This is a genomic window from Pseudomonas sp. IzPS59 (assembly GCF_014863505.1).
In the GTDB taxonomy this organism is placed as follows: Bacteria; Pseudomonadota; Gammaproteobacteria; order Pseudomonadales; family Pseudomonadaceae; genus Aquipseudomonas; species Aquipseudomonas kribbensis.
In genome coordinates, this window is sequence record NZ_CP062251.1 from 1,597,995 (window position 1) to 1,612,732 (window position 14,738).

Genomic DNA, 14,738 nt, shown 5'->3' on the forward strand with positions numbered 1-14,738 from the left:
CTTGAAGGGAGAGCCGTGTGGCCATCGATATTCACTGGATTCGCGACAACGATAGCCTCGCGCAGTTTTGCGCCGAGTGGCAGCAGTTGCCTTTCGTTGCCCTCGACACCGAATTCATGCGGGTCGACACCTTCTACCCGATTGCCGGCCTGTTGCAGGTCGGCGACGGCAAACGCGCCTATCTGATCGACCCGCTGACCATTGACGCCTGGCAACCGTTGGCGGCGTTGCTGGAAAACCCGGCGGTGCTCAAAGTCCTGCACGCCTGCAGCGAAGACCTCGAAGTCCTGCTGCGCCTGACCGGCAGCCTGCCGGCGCCGTTGTTCGACACGCAACTGGCTGCGGCCTACCTGAACCTCGGGTTCTCGATGGGGTATTCGCGTCTGGTGCAGGAAGTGCTCGGCATCGAACTGCCGAAGGGCGAAACCCGTTCCGACTGGTTGCAGCGTCCGTTGTCCGACACGCAAATCAGCTATGCCGCCGAAGATGCCGTGCATCTGGCGGAGGTTTTCGTACAACTGCGTCCGAAGCTGTCCGACGACAAATACGCCTGGGTGCTGGAGGATGGCGCCGAACTGGTCGCCAACCTGCGTCGCGAGACCGATCCGTACGAGGTGTATCGCGAGGCGAAACTGGCGTGGAAACTGTCCCGCGCACAACTCGCCGTTCTGCGCGAGCTATGCGCCTGGCGTGAGCGCGAGGCCCGTGCCCGCGACCTGCCGCGCAACCGTATCGTCCGTGAGCATTCGTTGTGGCCGCTGGCCCGCACGCAACCGGACAACCTCAGCGCGCTGGGCAAGATCGAAGACATGCACCCGCGTACCGTGCGTCAGGACGGCGAGTTTCTGCTTGATCTGATCAAGCGCTCTGGCAGTGTGGGGCCTGATCAGTGGCCACCAGCCGTGCCGGAGCCGCTGCCGATCGAAGCCGCCGCGCTGATCAAGCAACTGCGCGCGCTGGGCCAGGCCGAGGCTGAACGCCTGGACATCGCGCCGGAACTGATGCTGCGCAAGAAAACCCTCGAAGCCCTGGTCAAAAGCGGCTTCCCCGAGGGGCCTTACCAATTGCCTGATTCGCTGCGTGGCTGGCGCCGCGAATTGATGGGCCAGAAGCTGCTCGACAGCCTGGCCACTGCCGGAGAACAGCCTTGAAACGTATTTGCTCCATTTACCAAAGTTCGAAGAAAAGCGGCATGTACCTTTACGTGCTCAAGAGTGATGCGCTGGAGCGTGTGCCGGAAGGCCTGATGGCGGCGTTCGGCAAGGCGAAGCACTCCTTCGATCTGGTGCTGACCCCCGAACGCAAGCTGGCCAGCGAAGACATCGCCGTCGTCCTGGAGAACCTCGACAAGCAGGGCTACCACCTGCAGATGCCACCGGCCGAGGAAGAGTACATCGAGCACTTGCCGGAAGAGTTGCTGCGACGCAACGACCCGGTCTGACCTGCGAGGCCCGGTCCCGGGCCTCTTGTAATCCCTGGAACTGTTTTTACGGCGACGACCGCCACGAAGTGGGCGGCCGTCTGCACGGTTTGCGAAAGGTTTGAACATGCGCGTTCTGATTGCTGAACACGACCACGCGATATACGCCCGGCTGCTGCGTCAGGTGGCCCCGGAGCTTGAAGTGCTGACCAGCGGTGACTCCGCCGAACTGGCTCGCCAGGCCGTCGATTGCCCGGTGTGGCTGGGGCAGCCGGATCTGCTGGCGACCCTGCTGCGTCAGGGCCACCAGCCACAATGGCTGCAATCGACCTGGGCCGGCATCACGCCGCTGCTGGCCGACGGCTTGCGCCGGGATTACCGCCTGACCCGGGCGGTCGGCATTTTCGGTCAGGTGATGGCCGAGTACGTGCTGACCTACATGCTCGGTCACGAGCGTGAAGTACTGGCGCGTCTGGTCAGTCAGGTCGAACGCAAGTGGGACAGTCGCACCGGCCAGAGCCTGGTCGGGCGCAAGGTGCTGATCGTCGGCACCGGTGATATTGGCCAGAGCGTCGCGCAGTTCCTGCGGCCATTCGGCGTCGAGTTGTACGGCATCGCCAGCAGCGCCCGGGAGCAGGCGCCGTTTGTCGAAGTCGGTTCGATGGCGGACCTGCCACGGCTGGTGGGTGAAGTGGATTACGTGGTCAATCTGCTGCCCAACACCGAGCACACTCACGACATTTACGACGCGGCGCTATTCAAGCAATTCAAGCCGACCGGGTTGTTCATCAACGCCGGGCGCGGTGTGGCGGTGGTCGATGCGGATCTGGTGGAGGCGCTGAAGGAAGGCCATCTGGCGGGCGCGGTGATCGACGTCTGCCGTCAGGAACCGCTGCCGCAACGCCATCCGTTCTGGACCGCGTGGGGTTTGCTGTTGACCGGGCACAGCTCGGCACCGACCTCGCCGCCGATGATGGTGCAGTTGTTTCTGGATAATTTGCGGGCGTATCAGGCGGGCGAAGCGTTGCGTGGGGAAGTGGATTTCGCACGCGGTTACTGATTCCTTCGAGATCGTTCCCACGCGGAGCGTGGGAACGATCAAACGATGTGGCTTACAGGGTGAAATCCCCTTCAGCCGCCAGCTCGCTCAACGGACGACGCGGGCTCGGCGTTTCCCGCGCTTGCAGGTAATCCGCCAGGGTTGCCTTGTCACCCAGCTTGCCCACCGCAACGGCGGCGTGCAGCGCATAACCTTGCGGAATGTTCAGCTCCTTGCGGGTCAGCTCCTGATCGAAGCCGGCCATGCCGTGGGTGTGCCAGCCGCTCAGGCTCGCTTGCAGTGCCAGATGGCCCCATGCGGAACCGGTGTCGAAGGTGTGCCACAGCGCCGGTGTTTCTTCGGTGGCGCCCGGTGCGGTGAAGGTGGTTTTCGAAATCACTATCACCAGTGCCGAGGCGTGCTGCGCCCAACTGCGGTTGAATTCGTTGAGCAGGCCCAGGTAACGCTCCCAGTTCGGCGTGTCGCGACGGGCGTAGAGAAAACGCCACGGCTGCGAGTTGTACGCCGATGGCGCCCAGCGCGCGGCTTCGAAGAAGCTCAGCAGGGTTTCCTCGGAAATCGCTTCGCCGGTAAAGGCGCGGGGCGACCAGCGATCGGTGAACTGCGGGTGAATGGCGTATTCGGCAACGCGAGGGTTGGCACTCATCGAGAGATTCCTTGCTACGTTTGAGGACAGGTTTGAAGCAAAACCCGGCGGGATCAGTTGGGCTGAACGATGGGGGTTGAATCCGAAGCCGTGCAGTTCACCGGAATGCAACGCGGTCGAGCGTTAATGGCACCCGGCCAGGGCTTCTTGAGAACGGCAAAGCTACTTGGCCGCGCAAAAACTGACAAGCCCCGCACAACCGGCAGTCGCCAGCGCTTGGCCCACGGGGCCCTGGGCACTAGACTGGCGGCCTTTTCACCACCTGATGTTGATGCTTGAGCCATGGCCGCCAAAGTCGAACCGTTCTGGAAACGCAAAACCCTCGATCAACTGGATCACGAGGAATGGGAATCGCTGTGCGACGGATGTGGCCTGTGCTGCCTGCAGAAGCTCGAGGATGAAGAAGACAACAGCGTCTATTACACGCGCATCGCCTGCAAACTGCTGGACCTGAAAACCTGTCAGTGCAGCGATTACCCGAACCGCATCAAGTTTGTCCCGGACTGCATCCAGCTCACCCCGGGCCAGGCCGAAGAATTCAAATGGCTGCCGCCGACCTGCGGTTATCGACTGGTCAGCGAAGGCAAGGACCTGCCGTTGTGGCATCACCTGGTCTGCGGTGATCGCGACGCCGTGCACCACGAGCGGATTTCCCAGTCCGGGCGCATGCTCGCCGAAGGCAGCGTGCCGGAAGACGATTGGGAAGATCACCTGATTTTCCGCGCCGGCTAAGCCCCTCGAGGATCCAGGCCTCGAGGATCGAGTTTCAACAAGGAGTGTGTATGGCTGTGGGATTACGCCGGACGCTGATCGTCGGAACGCTGATGCTGAGCGCGCCGGTGTGGGCGGCAAAGAAGGTCGATCTGGATTACCACGTGCGCCTGTTGCCGCAAAGCGATCAGGCGGAAGTGCGCCTGACCCTGGCCAAGGGCGAGGCCGTGCGCAGTCTGGATTTCGATCTCGGCGACGGTAGCCACTACAGCGACTTCAAGGCCGACGGCCAATGGCAACTGACGCCGGGCCAGCACGCACGCGGCGTGTGGCGCCCGACGGCGGACCAGGCCAGCCTGACCTACCGCGTTCGCATCAGCCACGGCCGCAAGAACGGCAGCTTCGACACGCGCATGACCCCGACCTGGGCGCTGATGCGCGGCGATGAATTGGTGCCGCCGGCGAAGCTTGATCAGCAGGATGGCATTGAACTGATCTCTCGCCTGCAATTCGAACTACCCGACGGCTGGAAAAGCGTCGAAACCGCCTGGCCGCGCATCGGCAAGAACAAATTCCGCATCGACAATCCGTCCCGTCTGTTCGACCGGCCCACGGGCTGGATGCTCGCCGGTCACCTCGGCAGCCGTCGCACGCGGCTGGGTGAGACGGAAGTGACGGTAGCGTCGCCGCAAGGGCAGGGCATGCGCCGGATGGATGTGCTGACGTTGCTGACGTTCGTCTGGCCGCAGGTGCAAGCGGTGTTTCCCCGCCATCCGGGCAAACTGCTGATCGTCGGCGCCAACGACCCGATGTGGCGCGGCAGCCTCGCAGCGCGGGAGTCGATCTACCTCAACACGCGGTTGCCGCTGGTCAGCGAAAGCGGCAGCAGCCCCTTGGTCCGGGAGCTGGCGCAGGTGTTCGGGCGGATCAACGACGAGCAGCGCAGTGACTGGATCAAGGAAGGGTTCGCCGAGTATTACGCCGTCGAACTGGTGCGTCGTGCTGGTGGCATGAGCGACGAACGTTATCAGGCGTATCAGGTGAAACTGGCGAAGGACAGCCAGAAAGTGACGACGTTGCGCGGCGAGCAGATCAGCCCGGCGCAGGCCTCCAAAGCGGTTTTGCTGTTACAGGAACTGGATCGTGAGATCCGTCTGAAGACCCGCAACAAACGCTCGCTGGATGATGTGCTGCGCGGGGCGATGCATCTGGGGACGGTCGATACCAAGGCATTTGTACAACTCGCCGAGAGTGTCATCGGCGAGTCGTCCAAGGTGCTTGATACCGGGTTGATTCAGTAGCGATCAGACCCCGGCTTTGGGCGACTTCACCGAATCATTGCCGGTCACGGTGGCGGTCTTGGTCGCCGCTTCGGCATTGGCTTTGAGCTTGCTCAGCTCTTCACCGGCGCGCTCGATCTTCGTGCGCACGTTGTTCATGTCCTGACGGCTTTTCTCCAGCAGGCTTTTCACCGAGCTGTGGCCGGTGATGCCACGGGCCATGGCCACGCCGCCAATCGCCACCTGGATCAGACCGAACACGCCGCCACGGCGCAGGCCCTTGCCGACCATGATCACGCCGCCGGCCAGCGAGCCGATGCGCTCCCAGCCTTCGACGTTCTGTTCGGAACGGGTCTGGAACGGGGTGGATTCGATACGCTCGACGCGTTTGAGCTCGGTCATGATCTTTCTCCAGGCAATGAGTGATGGATAAACAAGCTGACTGCACTGGCGGTCAGCTCGTTCCATCGGATGTGCGGCGTTTCAGCGGAATTTCGGCCCGGAACGGGTGTTCAGGCCTTTGGCCATGCGGTCGTAGAGCACGACGTTGACCGTGGCGGCGAGGTTCATGCAACCGGTGGTCGGGATGTACACGACGTCTTCGCACCAGTCGCGGATTTCCTGATCCAGCGAGCCGTCTTCGGGGCCGAAGATGTACAGGGCGCGATCCGGGTGGGTGTATTCCGGCAGCGGACGGGCGCCGTCGACCAGTTCCACGGCGACCGGGACGCAATTGAGCGGCAGGATCTTTTTCAGGTCGTCGATGCCGATCAGCGGGATGTCGTAGTGCACGCGCTTGGTGTCGGTGACGAAATCGGCGGCGCGCTCATAGCGCTTGCCGGTGTAGAACACGGTCGACACGCCATAGCAGCCTGCGGCGCGCATCACCGAACCGACGTTTTCCGGTGATTTGGGGTTATACAAACCAATGCAGCTGTACCGTTTGTCTGCCACGAGCGGGGTGCCTTCGGGAAAAAGAGGGCGATTATACGGGGATTGGGGGAGGGCGGGCAGATTCAAGACTTGCGGTGTCTGTCCCGGCCCATTCGCGGGCAAGCCCGCTCCCACAGTGATCTCGGCCGTTCACAAATTCTGAGTACACCAGAGAAACCTGTGGGAGCGGGCTTGGTCCGGGCGGCGATCCGACGAAGAGGCCGGTGTGGCCAATGAAGATTTTCAGTCTTCTTTTTTCATCAGGCCGGCCAGCGCCGCAAACGGGTTGTGCGTAGCCTTGGCGATTTTTGGCGTGCTCAGGGAGCCTTCGCCGAAATACTGCTGGTCGGTGTAGCGCGAGTGTTCGTTGTCGTGGCAGTACAGGCACAACAGTTCCCAGTTGGAACCGTCCTGCGGGTTATTGTCGTGGTTGTGATCGCGGTGATGCACGGTCAGCTCGCTCAGACGCTTGCCGGAGAACTCACGGGTGCAGCGGCCGCACACGTGCGGATACATCTTCAGGGCCTTGTCGCGGTAGCCCATTTCCTTGTCGCGCTGGTTGTCGGCGAGGATGCGATCCAGCTTCGAAGTGTTGGTCGGGGTGGACGAACTCATGGGTTCACCTTTGTAGAAAGACTAATGACGGTTATGACGCAAGTTTAGCTCAGCCCTTGAGCTTCTCGGCAATCCAGATCGTGTGGCGGGTGCCCTTGTTGCCGTGGGCGAAGACCTGCACTTCCTCGGCCTTGAAACCGGCCTTCTTCAATTTGTCGGAAAACTGCCGGTCGGCGCTGGCGGACCACACCGCCAGCACGCCTTTGGGCCGCATCGCCCTGGCACAAGCGGCCAGACCGGCGGCGGAATACAGCCAGCTGTTGGCCCTCTGGGTCAGGCCTTCGGGGCCGTTGTCGACGTCGAGCATGATCGCGTCGAAGCCGTTTGGCTCGCTTTGCAGCACCTTGGCCACGTCTTCCTGGCGGATCACCGTGCGTGGGTCGAGCAGCGGGCGCCCGGACTTTTCACCGAGCGGGCCGCGGTTCCATTCAACGACGCCGGGCACCAGCTCGGCGACCACCACTTCGGCACTTTTACCCAGATGCTTGAGCGCGGAGGCGAGGGTGAAGCCCATGCCCAACCCGCCGATCAGCACGCGCGAGTCAGGTCGGCCGGCAACCTTGCGGCACGGAATCTCGGCCAGCGCGTCTTCGGAACCGTGCATGCGGGTGTTCATCAATTGCCCGCCGTCGCCGCCCTGGATCTTGATGACGAAGTCCTCGCCATACTCGAACAGGCACAGGGCGCCGCCGTTGTCAGGGATCGGCGTGGTGTCGAGCAGAACGAAACGTTTCATGGAAATCTCTACAGGGGGGAAGGCAAGCAGGCGCGTTGGGAGTAGCCTGAGAGCAGACTTCAGGCAACGGAGCCCTTGATGAAGCGCACCATTCTAACGGTCATTGCCCTGGCCGCGCTCTCGATTACTGCAGTGCAGGCCCAGCAGGCGATTCCCGCCAGCCCGACCCCGCAACCGGGTTCGCCCGGCACCGCAACGCCGACACCATATCCGCAGATCAGTCCGGTATCGATTCCCAAGGCCGGCTCCGGCAGTGGCGGGCCACCGCTGGTGCCGATCGAGATGCCCAGCCCGCCATCCAAGGATCAGCCGCTGCCGGGGATCGAACAGCCCGAAGGTAAAACCAAATCCCCCGGCGGCTAGATCTGCTGTGCCGCCAGTTGGCCGTCGGCCATGCGCAGACGTTTGGAGAGGGAAACGGCGAGGGCGCGGATGATCTTGGCGGCGATCTTCGGCGCGTCGTTGAGCATTTTTTCCAGTGAGTCCTTGCCCAGGTTGAGCAACTGACAGTTGCTCGCCGCCACGCAGGTCGCCGAGCGGCGTTCGCCATCCAGTACGGCCATTTCGCCGAAGGCCCGGCCGCTGCGCAGAGTGGCCATGGTGATGACCTGGCCGTCAGCGCCGGTTTTCTGCACGGCCACCTGGCCGGTGTGGATGATGCACATGAAACTGCCGGCATCGCCTTCGCGAAAGATCGCCTCGCCCTCGGCCACGGTGCTGATGCTGAAGTAGCCCGAAGCGGCGGCGAAGTCCGCCAGTTGCAATTGATCGAAAAGGCCGCAGTCCATCAGCCAGTCACGGATTTCGTTGTTCAGTAAGGTCGGTTCTGACATGTCATCGCGGTCTTTTTGTTGTGTCGGGTTACAGGCTCGCCACCGGGAGCCGACTTGATTATCGGCTTCCGGTGCCCGGAATTAAGACCCAAGTGACCGGCGGAGTTCCTCAGGCGATGCCCAGAACCTTGAAAACAAATGCATATTCGAGCGCTACGTCACGTAATCCCTGATAACGCCCGCTCATGCCGCCGTGGCCGGCGCCCAGTTCGGTCTTGAGCAGCAGCGGGTTGTCGTCGGTCTTGGTCGCGCGCAGTTTCGCCACCCACTTCGCCGCTTCCCAGTACTGCACGCGGCTGTCGTTGTAGCCGGCGATCACCAGCGTCGCCGGATACGCCTGCGCGGTGACGTTTTCGTACGGCGCGTAGGCCTTGATTCGCTCGTAGACGTCAGACTCTTCCGGATTGCCCCACTCGTCGTATTCGGTGACGGTTAGCGGCAGATCCGGGTCGAGCATGGTGTTGAGCACATCGACGAACGGCACTTCGGCAATCGCCACGCCGAACAGATCCGGGCGCTGGTTAAGCACCGCGCCGATCAGCAGGCCACCGGCGCTTCCGCCGCTGATCGCCAGTTGCGGCGCGGTGGTGATGCCGTTGAGGATCAGGAATTCGGCGCAGGCAATGAAGTCGCTGAAGGTGTTTTGCTTGTGCTCCTGCTTGCCGGCGCGATACCAGGCTTCACCCAGTTCGCCGCCGCCACGCACGTGGGCGATGGCGAACGCCATGCCGCGATCCAGCAGGCTCAGGCGGGCGTGGGAGAACCACGGGTCGAGGCTCGAACCGTAGGCGCCGTAACCGTAGAGGTACAGCGGCACCGGTTTGCCGAGCATTTCGCGTTTCATCACCAGACTGATCGGCACCAGCGTGCCGTCCGGGGCCGTGGCCCACAGGCGCTGGCTGACGTAGGCGTCGGCGTCGAACGGGCCGAGCACCGGGGTTTCCTTGAGCACTTCCTGTGCGCCGGTGGCGAGGATCAACTGCCGAACCTGGGCCGGGCGATTCAACGCCTCGTAACGCAGGCGAATGCGGTCGCTTTCGAATTCCAGACTGTTTTGCACATAGAGGCTGTAGGCCGCGTCCGGCAATTGCACACGATAAGGCGCCAGACCGTGTGGGCGCACTTCGATGATCGGCAGCCCGCCTTCGCGCAGGCTCAGGGTCAGGGCTTCGGCGTTGAGGGTCACGCCATCGAGCATCACCGAATCGCTGTGGGGAATCAGGTTCTGCCAGTCGGCTTCGCTCGGCGCGATGCCGGTGTCCGGCGCCTGATACAGCGCGAAGTTGATGCCGTCGCGGTTGGTGCGGATGAACCAGGTCCATTCGCCATCAAGTTTGCCGTGGTCGACATCGTATTCGTGATCTTCGACCCGTGGCGCCAGGCAGGTGAACGGCTGGTGCGGCTGGTTGGCATCCAGCGCCCAGACTTCGCTGGTGGTCTTGCTGCCGAGCGACAGCAGCAACTGCTGTTCGGAGCTGGCACGGTAGCAATGCAGGAAGAAACGTCCGTCCGGCTCGTGGAACACCTCTTCGGCGGCAGTGCCGTCGAGGCGGTAGCGGAACAGCTTGTGCGGACGATGGGTGTCGTCGAGCACGCCGAAGAACAGCGTCAGGCTGTCGTTGGCCCAGGTCATGCTGCCGTCGCAGTCCTGGAATTCCAGTTCGCTGATGCGCTCGCTGGCCAGTTCCTTCACGAACAGCGTGTAAATCTCGTCCCCCGAGGCATCGACGCTGTAGGCCAGACGCTGGTGATCCGGGCTGATGCTGAACGCGCCCAGGGAGAAAAAACCGCCATTGGCCAGGGCGTTCGGGTCGAGCAGCAGTTGCTCGCGGCTTTCGTCGAGAGTCAGGCTATCGTCGGTCGGGCGCGGGCAGCGGTAGTGGCGCGGGTATTCGTCGCCGGCCGTGGTGCGGGTGTAATACAGATACGGACCCCACGGCGACGGCAGGGACAGGTCGGTTTCGAGGATCCGGCCCTTGATCTCCTCGAACAGGGTTTCGCGCAATTCGGCCTGATCGGCGGTCTGCGCCTGCTGGTAGTCGTTTTCGGCCTTGAGGTAGTCGAGCACCGCGTCGGTGTCGCGTTCCTGCAGCCAGGCGTACGGGTCGTGACCGGCATCCTTGCGGGCAATCGGGGCGCTGGTGACGTTGGCGGATACGGGCATGGAGGGCTCTCGAACATGACAAATGAGGACCGCACGGACGGCGGGGAAGCCTGATGTGCGAAAAGTCGTTACTATAAGCGCCTCTTTGCCTGCCTTGCCATGGACACCATGACCGAGAACGACTATCTGATCGCCTGGGGCCTCTACGCCTTTGCTGCCGTAGGCTGCCTGTTGGTATGGATGCGCATGACCCGCTGGATGTGGCGCTGGCTGCGCGAGCCGCTGCGTGTGCTGATGGCGGTGTTGCTGTTCAGCCCGACCATCATCGATCCGGTGAAGGAAAAATTCGCCCCGGCCGTCGCCATCACGGCGCTGGACCTGGCGTTCAAGGTCGGCAACAACGCCTGGCGCGCAATTTCCGAATTGCTCATGTACGCGATGATCGCGTTCGGCCTGTACCTGATTTTCGTGTTGATCCGCTTCCCGATCGAACGCGCTTCGAAAGCGCGCAAGGAACAGGCCGAGGCCGCCCGCGCAGCCGCCCGTGCCGAAGACGAGCGTGACGGCGATCAACCGTTCGGCGGTGCCGGCGATGATCGTTACGGCCGTCCACCGCTGCCGAGCAATCCGCAGCGCGGACGCGTCGAGCCGCGTCTGTAATCACGAGAGCCCGCACATGTGTGAACTATTGGGCATGAGCGCCAACGTGCCGACCGATATCGTGTTCAGCTTCACCGGGCTGATGCAGCGCGGCGGTCGCACCGGTCCGCACCGCGATGGCTGGGGCATCGCCTTCTATGAAGGTCGCGGGCTGCGGCTGTTTCAGGACCCGGCAGCCAGCTGCGAGTCGGAAGTCGCCAATCTGGTGCAGCGTTATCCGATCAAGAGCGAAGTGGTGATCGGTCATATCCGTCAGGCCAACGTCGGCAAGGTCTGCCTGTCCAACACCCATCCGTTCGTCCGCGAACTGTGGGGACGCAACTGGTGCTTCGCGCACAACGGCCAGCTCGCCGATTTCACCCCGATCAAGAGTTTCTACCGCCCGGTCGGCGATACCGACAGCGAGGCGGCGTTCTGCGATTTGCTCAACCGCGTACGTGCAGCGTTTCCGGAACCGGTCGATATAGAAGTGCTGCTGCCGGATCTGGTCGCCGCGTGCGCCGAATACCGCAGCAAAGGCGTGTTCAACTGCCTGCTCAGCGATGGCGACTGGCTGTTCTGCTATTGCTCGACCAAACTTGCGCAGATCACCCGGCGCGCACCGTTCGGCCCGGCGCGGCTCAAGGACGTCGATGTGATCGTCGACTTCCAGGCCGAAACCACGCCCAACGACGTGGTCACGGTGATTGCCACCGAACCCTTGACCGAAAACGAAACCTGGACCCGCTACGAACCGGGCCAATGGAGCCTGTGGCGACGCGGCGAATGCGTCAGCCAGGGCACGACCGAATAAAGGATCTCTCCTCGATGTTGCTCAGTTATCTACGGCTGGTGTTGTTTGCGGCGGGCCTGTTGATCGGTGTCCAGGTGCCGGGATTCATCAACGATTACGCCAAGCGGGTCGAAGCGCATCTGATCGAGGCGCAGACCGGTCTGCGTGGCTTCCAGGGCACGGCCGAGCAGTTCTTCAAGGGTGATCTGCAGGCGCTGGTCGCTCACTATCGCGCCAGCGAGGACCCGGTGTTTCGCAGCGATGCCGACAGCCTGAGCACCTTGCTCAACCGTCAGCTGGCGCTGGACAAGCAATTCCAGGCGATGCAAGGGCCTTGGTACATCCGCTTCCTGCAAGTGGTGCTGGCCGCCGATCCGGATATCCGCAAGGAAACCTGGAACGGCTACAGCTACCAGATTCTGCTGACACCGGAAGCAATGATCTGGGGCATGAGCGGCGCGCTGTTGCTGTCGTTCGGCCTCGAATGCCTGTTCCGACTGATCGACTGGGTGGTGCTGGGCGGCAAGCGCCTGCGCCAGAGCCGGCCGATCGAAGACCGGGATGTGCGCGGGCTGTAAACCTCGATGCATCGTTCCCACGCCGTGGGAACGATCAACTCAGAACGATGTAATCCGTACCCACCTTGCGCGCATACCCCTCCAGCACCTGCTGACACAGCGTCACAATCTCCTCGACCCATTCCACACCCACCCGCCACGACACCACCACTTGTAGAGCGGGTGGTCGTTGATCGATGTCGAGCAGGGTCAATTCGCCCCGCGCCAGTTCCTCGGCCACCAGTACTGGCGGCAGCGCGCCGATACCGAAGCCGTCACGCAGCAGCCGGGTGATCGCCGACACCGAATTCACACAGTTCAAGCGTGGCGCCAGCACGCCTTGGGCCTGCATCAGCGCCAGAATGTCCTGATGCGGCCGGGAGTTTTTCGAGTAGGTGATGATCCGCTCCTGCGCCAGGTCGGCGAGGCTTTGGTAGTCGCGGTTGTAAATCGAATTGCTGGCAACGATCCAGCCGATGGGATGGCTGGCCAGTTCCAGACTGCGCACGCTTTCATGGCGCACCAGATCGGTTTGCAGAATCAAGTCGAGAAAGCCTTTTTGCAGTTGATCGCAGAGGTTAAGGGACGTATCCGCCACCAGCTCGATTTCCACCCGTGGGTACAGATCGGTCATCTGCGCCACCAACGGGCTGAGCCAGGTGTGAATCACCGTGTCCATCACCCCGATGCGCACCCGGCCAACCTTGCTCGATCGGGTTTCGATGGACTGCTTCAGCGCCTGCATCGTGTCGAGCATCTGCTCGGCATAGTCCAGCACTTTCAGGCCTTCCGGCGTCAGGCTCACACCGCGCGAATCCCGCACAAACAGCTTCACCCCAAGCTCGCCTTCGAGCACCGCGATCCGGCTGGAGATCGAAGCCTGAGTGGTGAACAGCTTGTCGGCGGTCAGGCGAAAACTCTTCAGCCGGGCGACCCAGACGAAGGTCTCGAGAAACTTCAGGTTCATGGCAACAAATTTTTCTTATGTCTTGGGCGGGTTTTTATTCGTTGGACGCGACCGGGTGACGCACCCAAGAATCGACGCATCCGGTTCCCACGATAGGCGTCGTCGGAGCTTCGAACAAGACCAATAAAAGCCTGCGGAGACATGCCATGAGTGCGCCCGACACCCTCGACCTCCCCAAGACCACGGCCCGTCCCGGCCCGTTCGACTGGTATCGCAATATCAATCAGCAGGAGCGCCGCACCTTCTGGAGCTGCAAGATCGGCTACGGTCTGGACGGCATGGACACCCAGATGCTCAGCTTCGTGGTGCCAACCCTGATCGCGATGTGGGGCATCACCACCGGAGAAGCCGGGCTGATTCACACAAGCACCCTGATCGCCTCGGCCATCGGCGGTTGGGTGGCGGGGATTCTCTCCGACCGCATCGGCCGCGTACGCACCCTGCAACTGACGGTGCTGTGGTTCGCCTTTTTCACTTTCCTCTGCGGTTTCGCCCAGAACTACGAGCAACTGCTGATCGCCCGCACCCTGATGGGGTTCGGTTTCGGCGGCGAATGGACCGCCGGCGCGGTGCTGATCGGTGAAGTGATCCGCGCCAAGGATCGCGGCAAGGCGGTGGGCATGGTGCAATCCGGCTGGGCGCTCGGTTGGGGGCTGACGGCAATTCTCTATGCGCTGCTGTTCTCGGTGTTGCCACCGGAAGATGCCTGGCGCGCACTGTTCATCCTCGGCATCGTGCCGGCGGTGTTCGTGATTTTCGTCCGTCGTCTGGTGAAAGACCCCGAGATCTACCGCGAGGCGAAAGCCAAGCAAACTCCGGACAGTCCGTCGAAATTCTACGAGATCTTCGCCCCCGGCATGCTCTTCACCACGTTCCGCGCCTCGTTGCTGACCACCGGTGCCCTCGGCGGCTACTACGCGATCACCTCCTGGCTGCCGACCTTTCTGAAGAACGAGCGCGGCTTGAGCGTACTCGGCACCGGCGGTTATCTGGCGATGGTGATCATCGGTTCCTACGCCGGTTATGTGATCAGCGCCTATTTGACCGACCTGCTGGGGCGCAAGAAGAACTTCATCCTGTTCGCGGTCGGCTCGTTCACCATCGTTCTGCTCTACACCCAATTGCCGGTCAGCAATGGCGTGATGCTGTGGCTGGGCTTCCCGTTGGGTTTCTTCGCCTCGGGGATTTTCAGTGGCATGGGGGCGTTTCTGACTGAACTGTTTCCAACCCGCATCCGCGGCTCGGGGCAGGGCTTCTGCTACAACATCGGCCGGGCGCTGGCGGCATTGTTCCCGCTGCTGATCGGGCTGCTCAGCCAGAAAGTACCGCTGAGTGTAGGCATCGGTGCCTTTGCGGCAGTGTCCTACGGCGTGGTGATCCTGGCGGCGTTGAGCCTGCCGGAAACCCGTGGCAAGCAACTGGACGCGCAGTAACTGATAACCTG

The 14,738-nt window shown here is 62.4% G+C and carries 18 protein-coding genes; 10 read left to right on the forward strand and 8 right to left on the reverse strand.

Annotation, left to right across the window (positions count from 1 at the left end):
- Positions 1 to 17: 17 nt before the first annotated feature.
- The 3 genes from rnd (at position 18) to IF189_RS07225 (ending at position 2,480) form a co-directional block, all read left to right on the forward strand.
- Positions 18 to 1,151 carry a ribonuclease D gene (gene rnd / locus IF189_RS07215; protein ID WP_134825799.1) on the forward strand — a complete coding sequence of 378 codons (1,134 nt, stop codon included), beginning with the start codon at positions 18 to 20 and terminating at the stop codon, positions 1,149 to 1,151.
- Positions 1,148 to 1,441 (forward strand): YcgL domain-containing protein, encoded by a 294-nt coding sequence (locus IF189_RS07220; protein WP_085703814.1) that lies wholly within the window; start codon positions 1,148 to 1,150, stop codon positions 1,439 to 1,441. The genes rnd and IF189_RS07220 overlap by 4 nt, the downstream gene beginning before the upstream one ends.
- Positions 1,442 to 1,547: 106 nt before the next feature.
- Positions 1,548 to 2,480, forward strand: a complete 933-nt coding sequence (locus IF189_RS07225; protein ID WP_192553057.1) for a D-2-hydroxyacid dehydrogenase — start codon at positions 1,548 to 1,550, stop codon at positions 2,478 to 2,480.
- A 52-nt stretch (positions 2,481 to 2,532) separates the two neighbouring features.
- Here the strand turns inward: IF189_RS07225 and IF189_RS07230 are convergent, their stop codons facing one another.
- The gene (locus tag IF189_RS07230; protein ID WP_007958056.1) at positions 2,533 to 3,126 is read right to left on the reverse strand and encodes a nitroreductase family protein; all 594 of its coding nucleotides are present in this window, start codon (positions 3,124 to 3,126) and stop codon (positions 2,533 to 2,535) included.
- 282 nt (positions 3,127 to 3,408) lie between these two features.
- Between IF189_RS07230 and IF189_RS07235 the strand changes: the two genes are divergently transcribed.
- Together IF189_RS07235 and IF189_RS07240 are read left to right on the forward strand one after the other, a co-directional pair.
- Entirely contained in the window at positions 3,409 to 3,858 is a 450-nt protein-coding gene (locus tag IF189_RS07235; protein WP_003222605.1) for a YcgN family cysteine cluster protein, read from the forward strand.
- Positions 3,859 to 3,908: 50 nt separating this feature from the next.
- Positions 3,909 to 5,138, forward strand: coding sequence for a hypothetical protein (locus IF189_RS07240; protein ID WP_192553058.1), 1,230 nt, complete (start codon positions 3,909 to 3,911; stop codon positions 5,136 to 5,138).
- A 3-nt stretch (positions 5,139 to 5,141) separates the two neighbouring features.
- Here the strand turns inward: IF189_RS07240 and IF189_RS07245 are convergent, their stop codons facing one another.
- The 4 genes from IF189_RS07245 to IF189_RS07260 form a co-directional block, all read right to left on the reverse strand.
- Entirely contained in the window at positions 5,142 to 5,519 is a 378-nt protein-coding gene (locus tag IF189_RS07245; protein ID WP_096819384.1) for a DUF2892 domain-containing protein, read from the reverse strand.
- An 81-nt stretch (positions 5,520 to 5,600) separates the two neighbouring features.
- Complete coding sequence (locus tag IF189_RS07250) at positions 5,601 to 6,071, reverse strand: RNA methyltransferase (protein ID WP_007958066.1); 471 nt, start codon at positions 6,069 to 6,071, stop codon at positions 5,601 to 5,603.
- A 222-nt stretch (positions 6,072 to 6,293) separates the two neighbouring features.
- Positions 6,294 to 6,665: a YajD family HNH nuclease gene (locus IF189_RS07255; RefSeq protein WP_192553059.1), complete on the reverse strand. Its 372-nt coding sequence runs from the start codon at positions 6,663 to 6,665 to the stop codon at positions 6,294 to 6,296.
- Positions 6,666 to 6,714: 49 nt separating this feature from the next.
- Positions 6,715 to 7,401 carry a hypothetical protein gene (locus IF189_RS07260; RefSeq protein ID WP_114881810.1) on the reverse strand — a complete coding sequence of 229 codons (687 nt, stop codon included), beginning with the start codon at positions 7,399 to 7,401 and terminating at the stop codon, positions 6,715 to 6,717.
- A gap of 78 nt (positions 7,402 to 7,479) precedes the next feature.
- Here IF189_RS07260 and IF189_RS07265 point away from each other — a divergent pair, with 78 nt between their 5' ends.
- Positions 7,480 to 7,764, forward strand: a complete 285-nt coding sequence (locus IF189_RS07265) for a hypothetical protein (protein ID WP_192553060.1) — start codon at positions 7,480 to 7,482, stop codon at positions 7,762 to 7,764.
- Here IF189_RS07265 and IF189_RS07270 read toward each other — a convergent pair.
- The gene (locus tag IF189_RS07270; protein WP_085710279.1) at positions 7,761 to 8,234 is read right to left on the reverse strand and encodes a cyclic nucleotide-binding domain-containing protein; all 474 of its coding nucleotides are present in this window, start codon (positions 8,232 to 8,234) and stop codon (positions 7,761 to 7,763) included. The two genes, IF189_RS07265 and IF189_RS07270, sit on opposite strands and share 4 nt — an antisense overlap.
- 109 nt (positions 8,235 to 8,343) lie before the next feature.
- Complete coding sequence (locus IF189_RS07275; RefSeq protein ID WP_192553061.1) at positions 8,344 to 10,398, reverse strand: S9 family peptidase; 2,055 nt, start codon at positions 10,396 to 10,398, stop codon at positions 8,344 to 8,346.
- Between the two features lie 99 nt (positions 10,399 to 10,497).
- Here IF189_RS07275 and IF189_RS07280 point away from each other — a divergent pair, with 99 nt between their 5' ends.
- Genes IF189_RS07280 through IF189_RS07290 form a run of 3 tightly spaced genes read left to right on the forward strand, consistent with a single transcriptional unit; the run spans position 10,498 to position 12,348 of the window.
- A complete protein-coding gene (locus IF189_RS07280) occupies positions 10,498 to 10,998 on the forward strand; it encodes an MFS transporter (RefSeq protein WP_085710282.1) in 501 nt (166 codons plus the stop codon).
- Between the two features lie 16 nt (positions 10,999 to 11,014).
- Positions 11,015 to 11,791, forward strand: coding sequence for a class II glutamine amidotransferase (locus IF189_RS07285; RefSeq protein WP_003222625.1), 777 nt, complete (start codon positions 11,015 to 11,017; stop codon positions 11,789 to 11,791).
- 14 nt (positions 11,792 to 11,805) lie between these two features.
- Complete coding sequence (locus tag IF189_RS07290; RefSeq protein WP_085710286.1) at positions 11,806 to 12,348, forward strand: DUF2937 family protein; 543 nt, start codon at positions 11,806 to 11,808, stop codon at positions 12,346 to 12,348.
- A 34-nt stretch (positions 12,349 to 12,382) separates the two neighbouring features.
- On the opposite strand, the gene IF189_RS07295 is transcribed toward IF189_RS07290, so the two are convergent.
- Entirely contained in the window at positions 12,383 to 13,294 is a 912-nt protein-coding gene (locus tag IF189_RS07295) for a LysR family transcriptional regulator (protein ID WP_192553062.1), read from the reverse strand.
- Positions 13,295 to 13,440: 146 nt separating this feature from the next.
- On the opposite strand from IF189_RS07295, the gene IF189_RS07300 reads away from it, so the two are divergent.
- Positions 13,441 to 14,727: an MFS transporter gene (locus tag IF189_RS07300; RefSeq protein ID WP_085710290.1), complete on the forward strand. Its 1,287-nt coding sequence runs from the start codon at positions 13,441 to 13,443 to the stop codon at positions 14,725 to 14,727.
- Positions 14,728 to 14,738 lie beyond the last annotated feature (11 nt).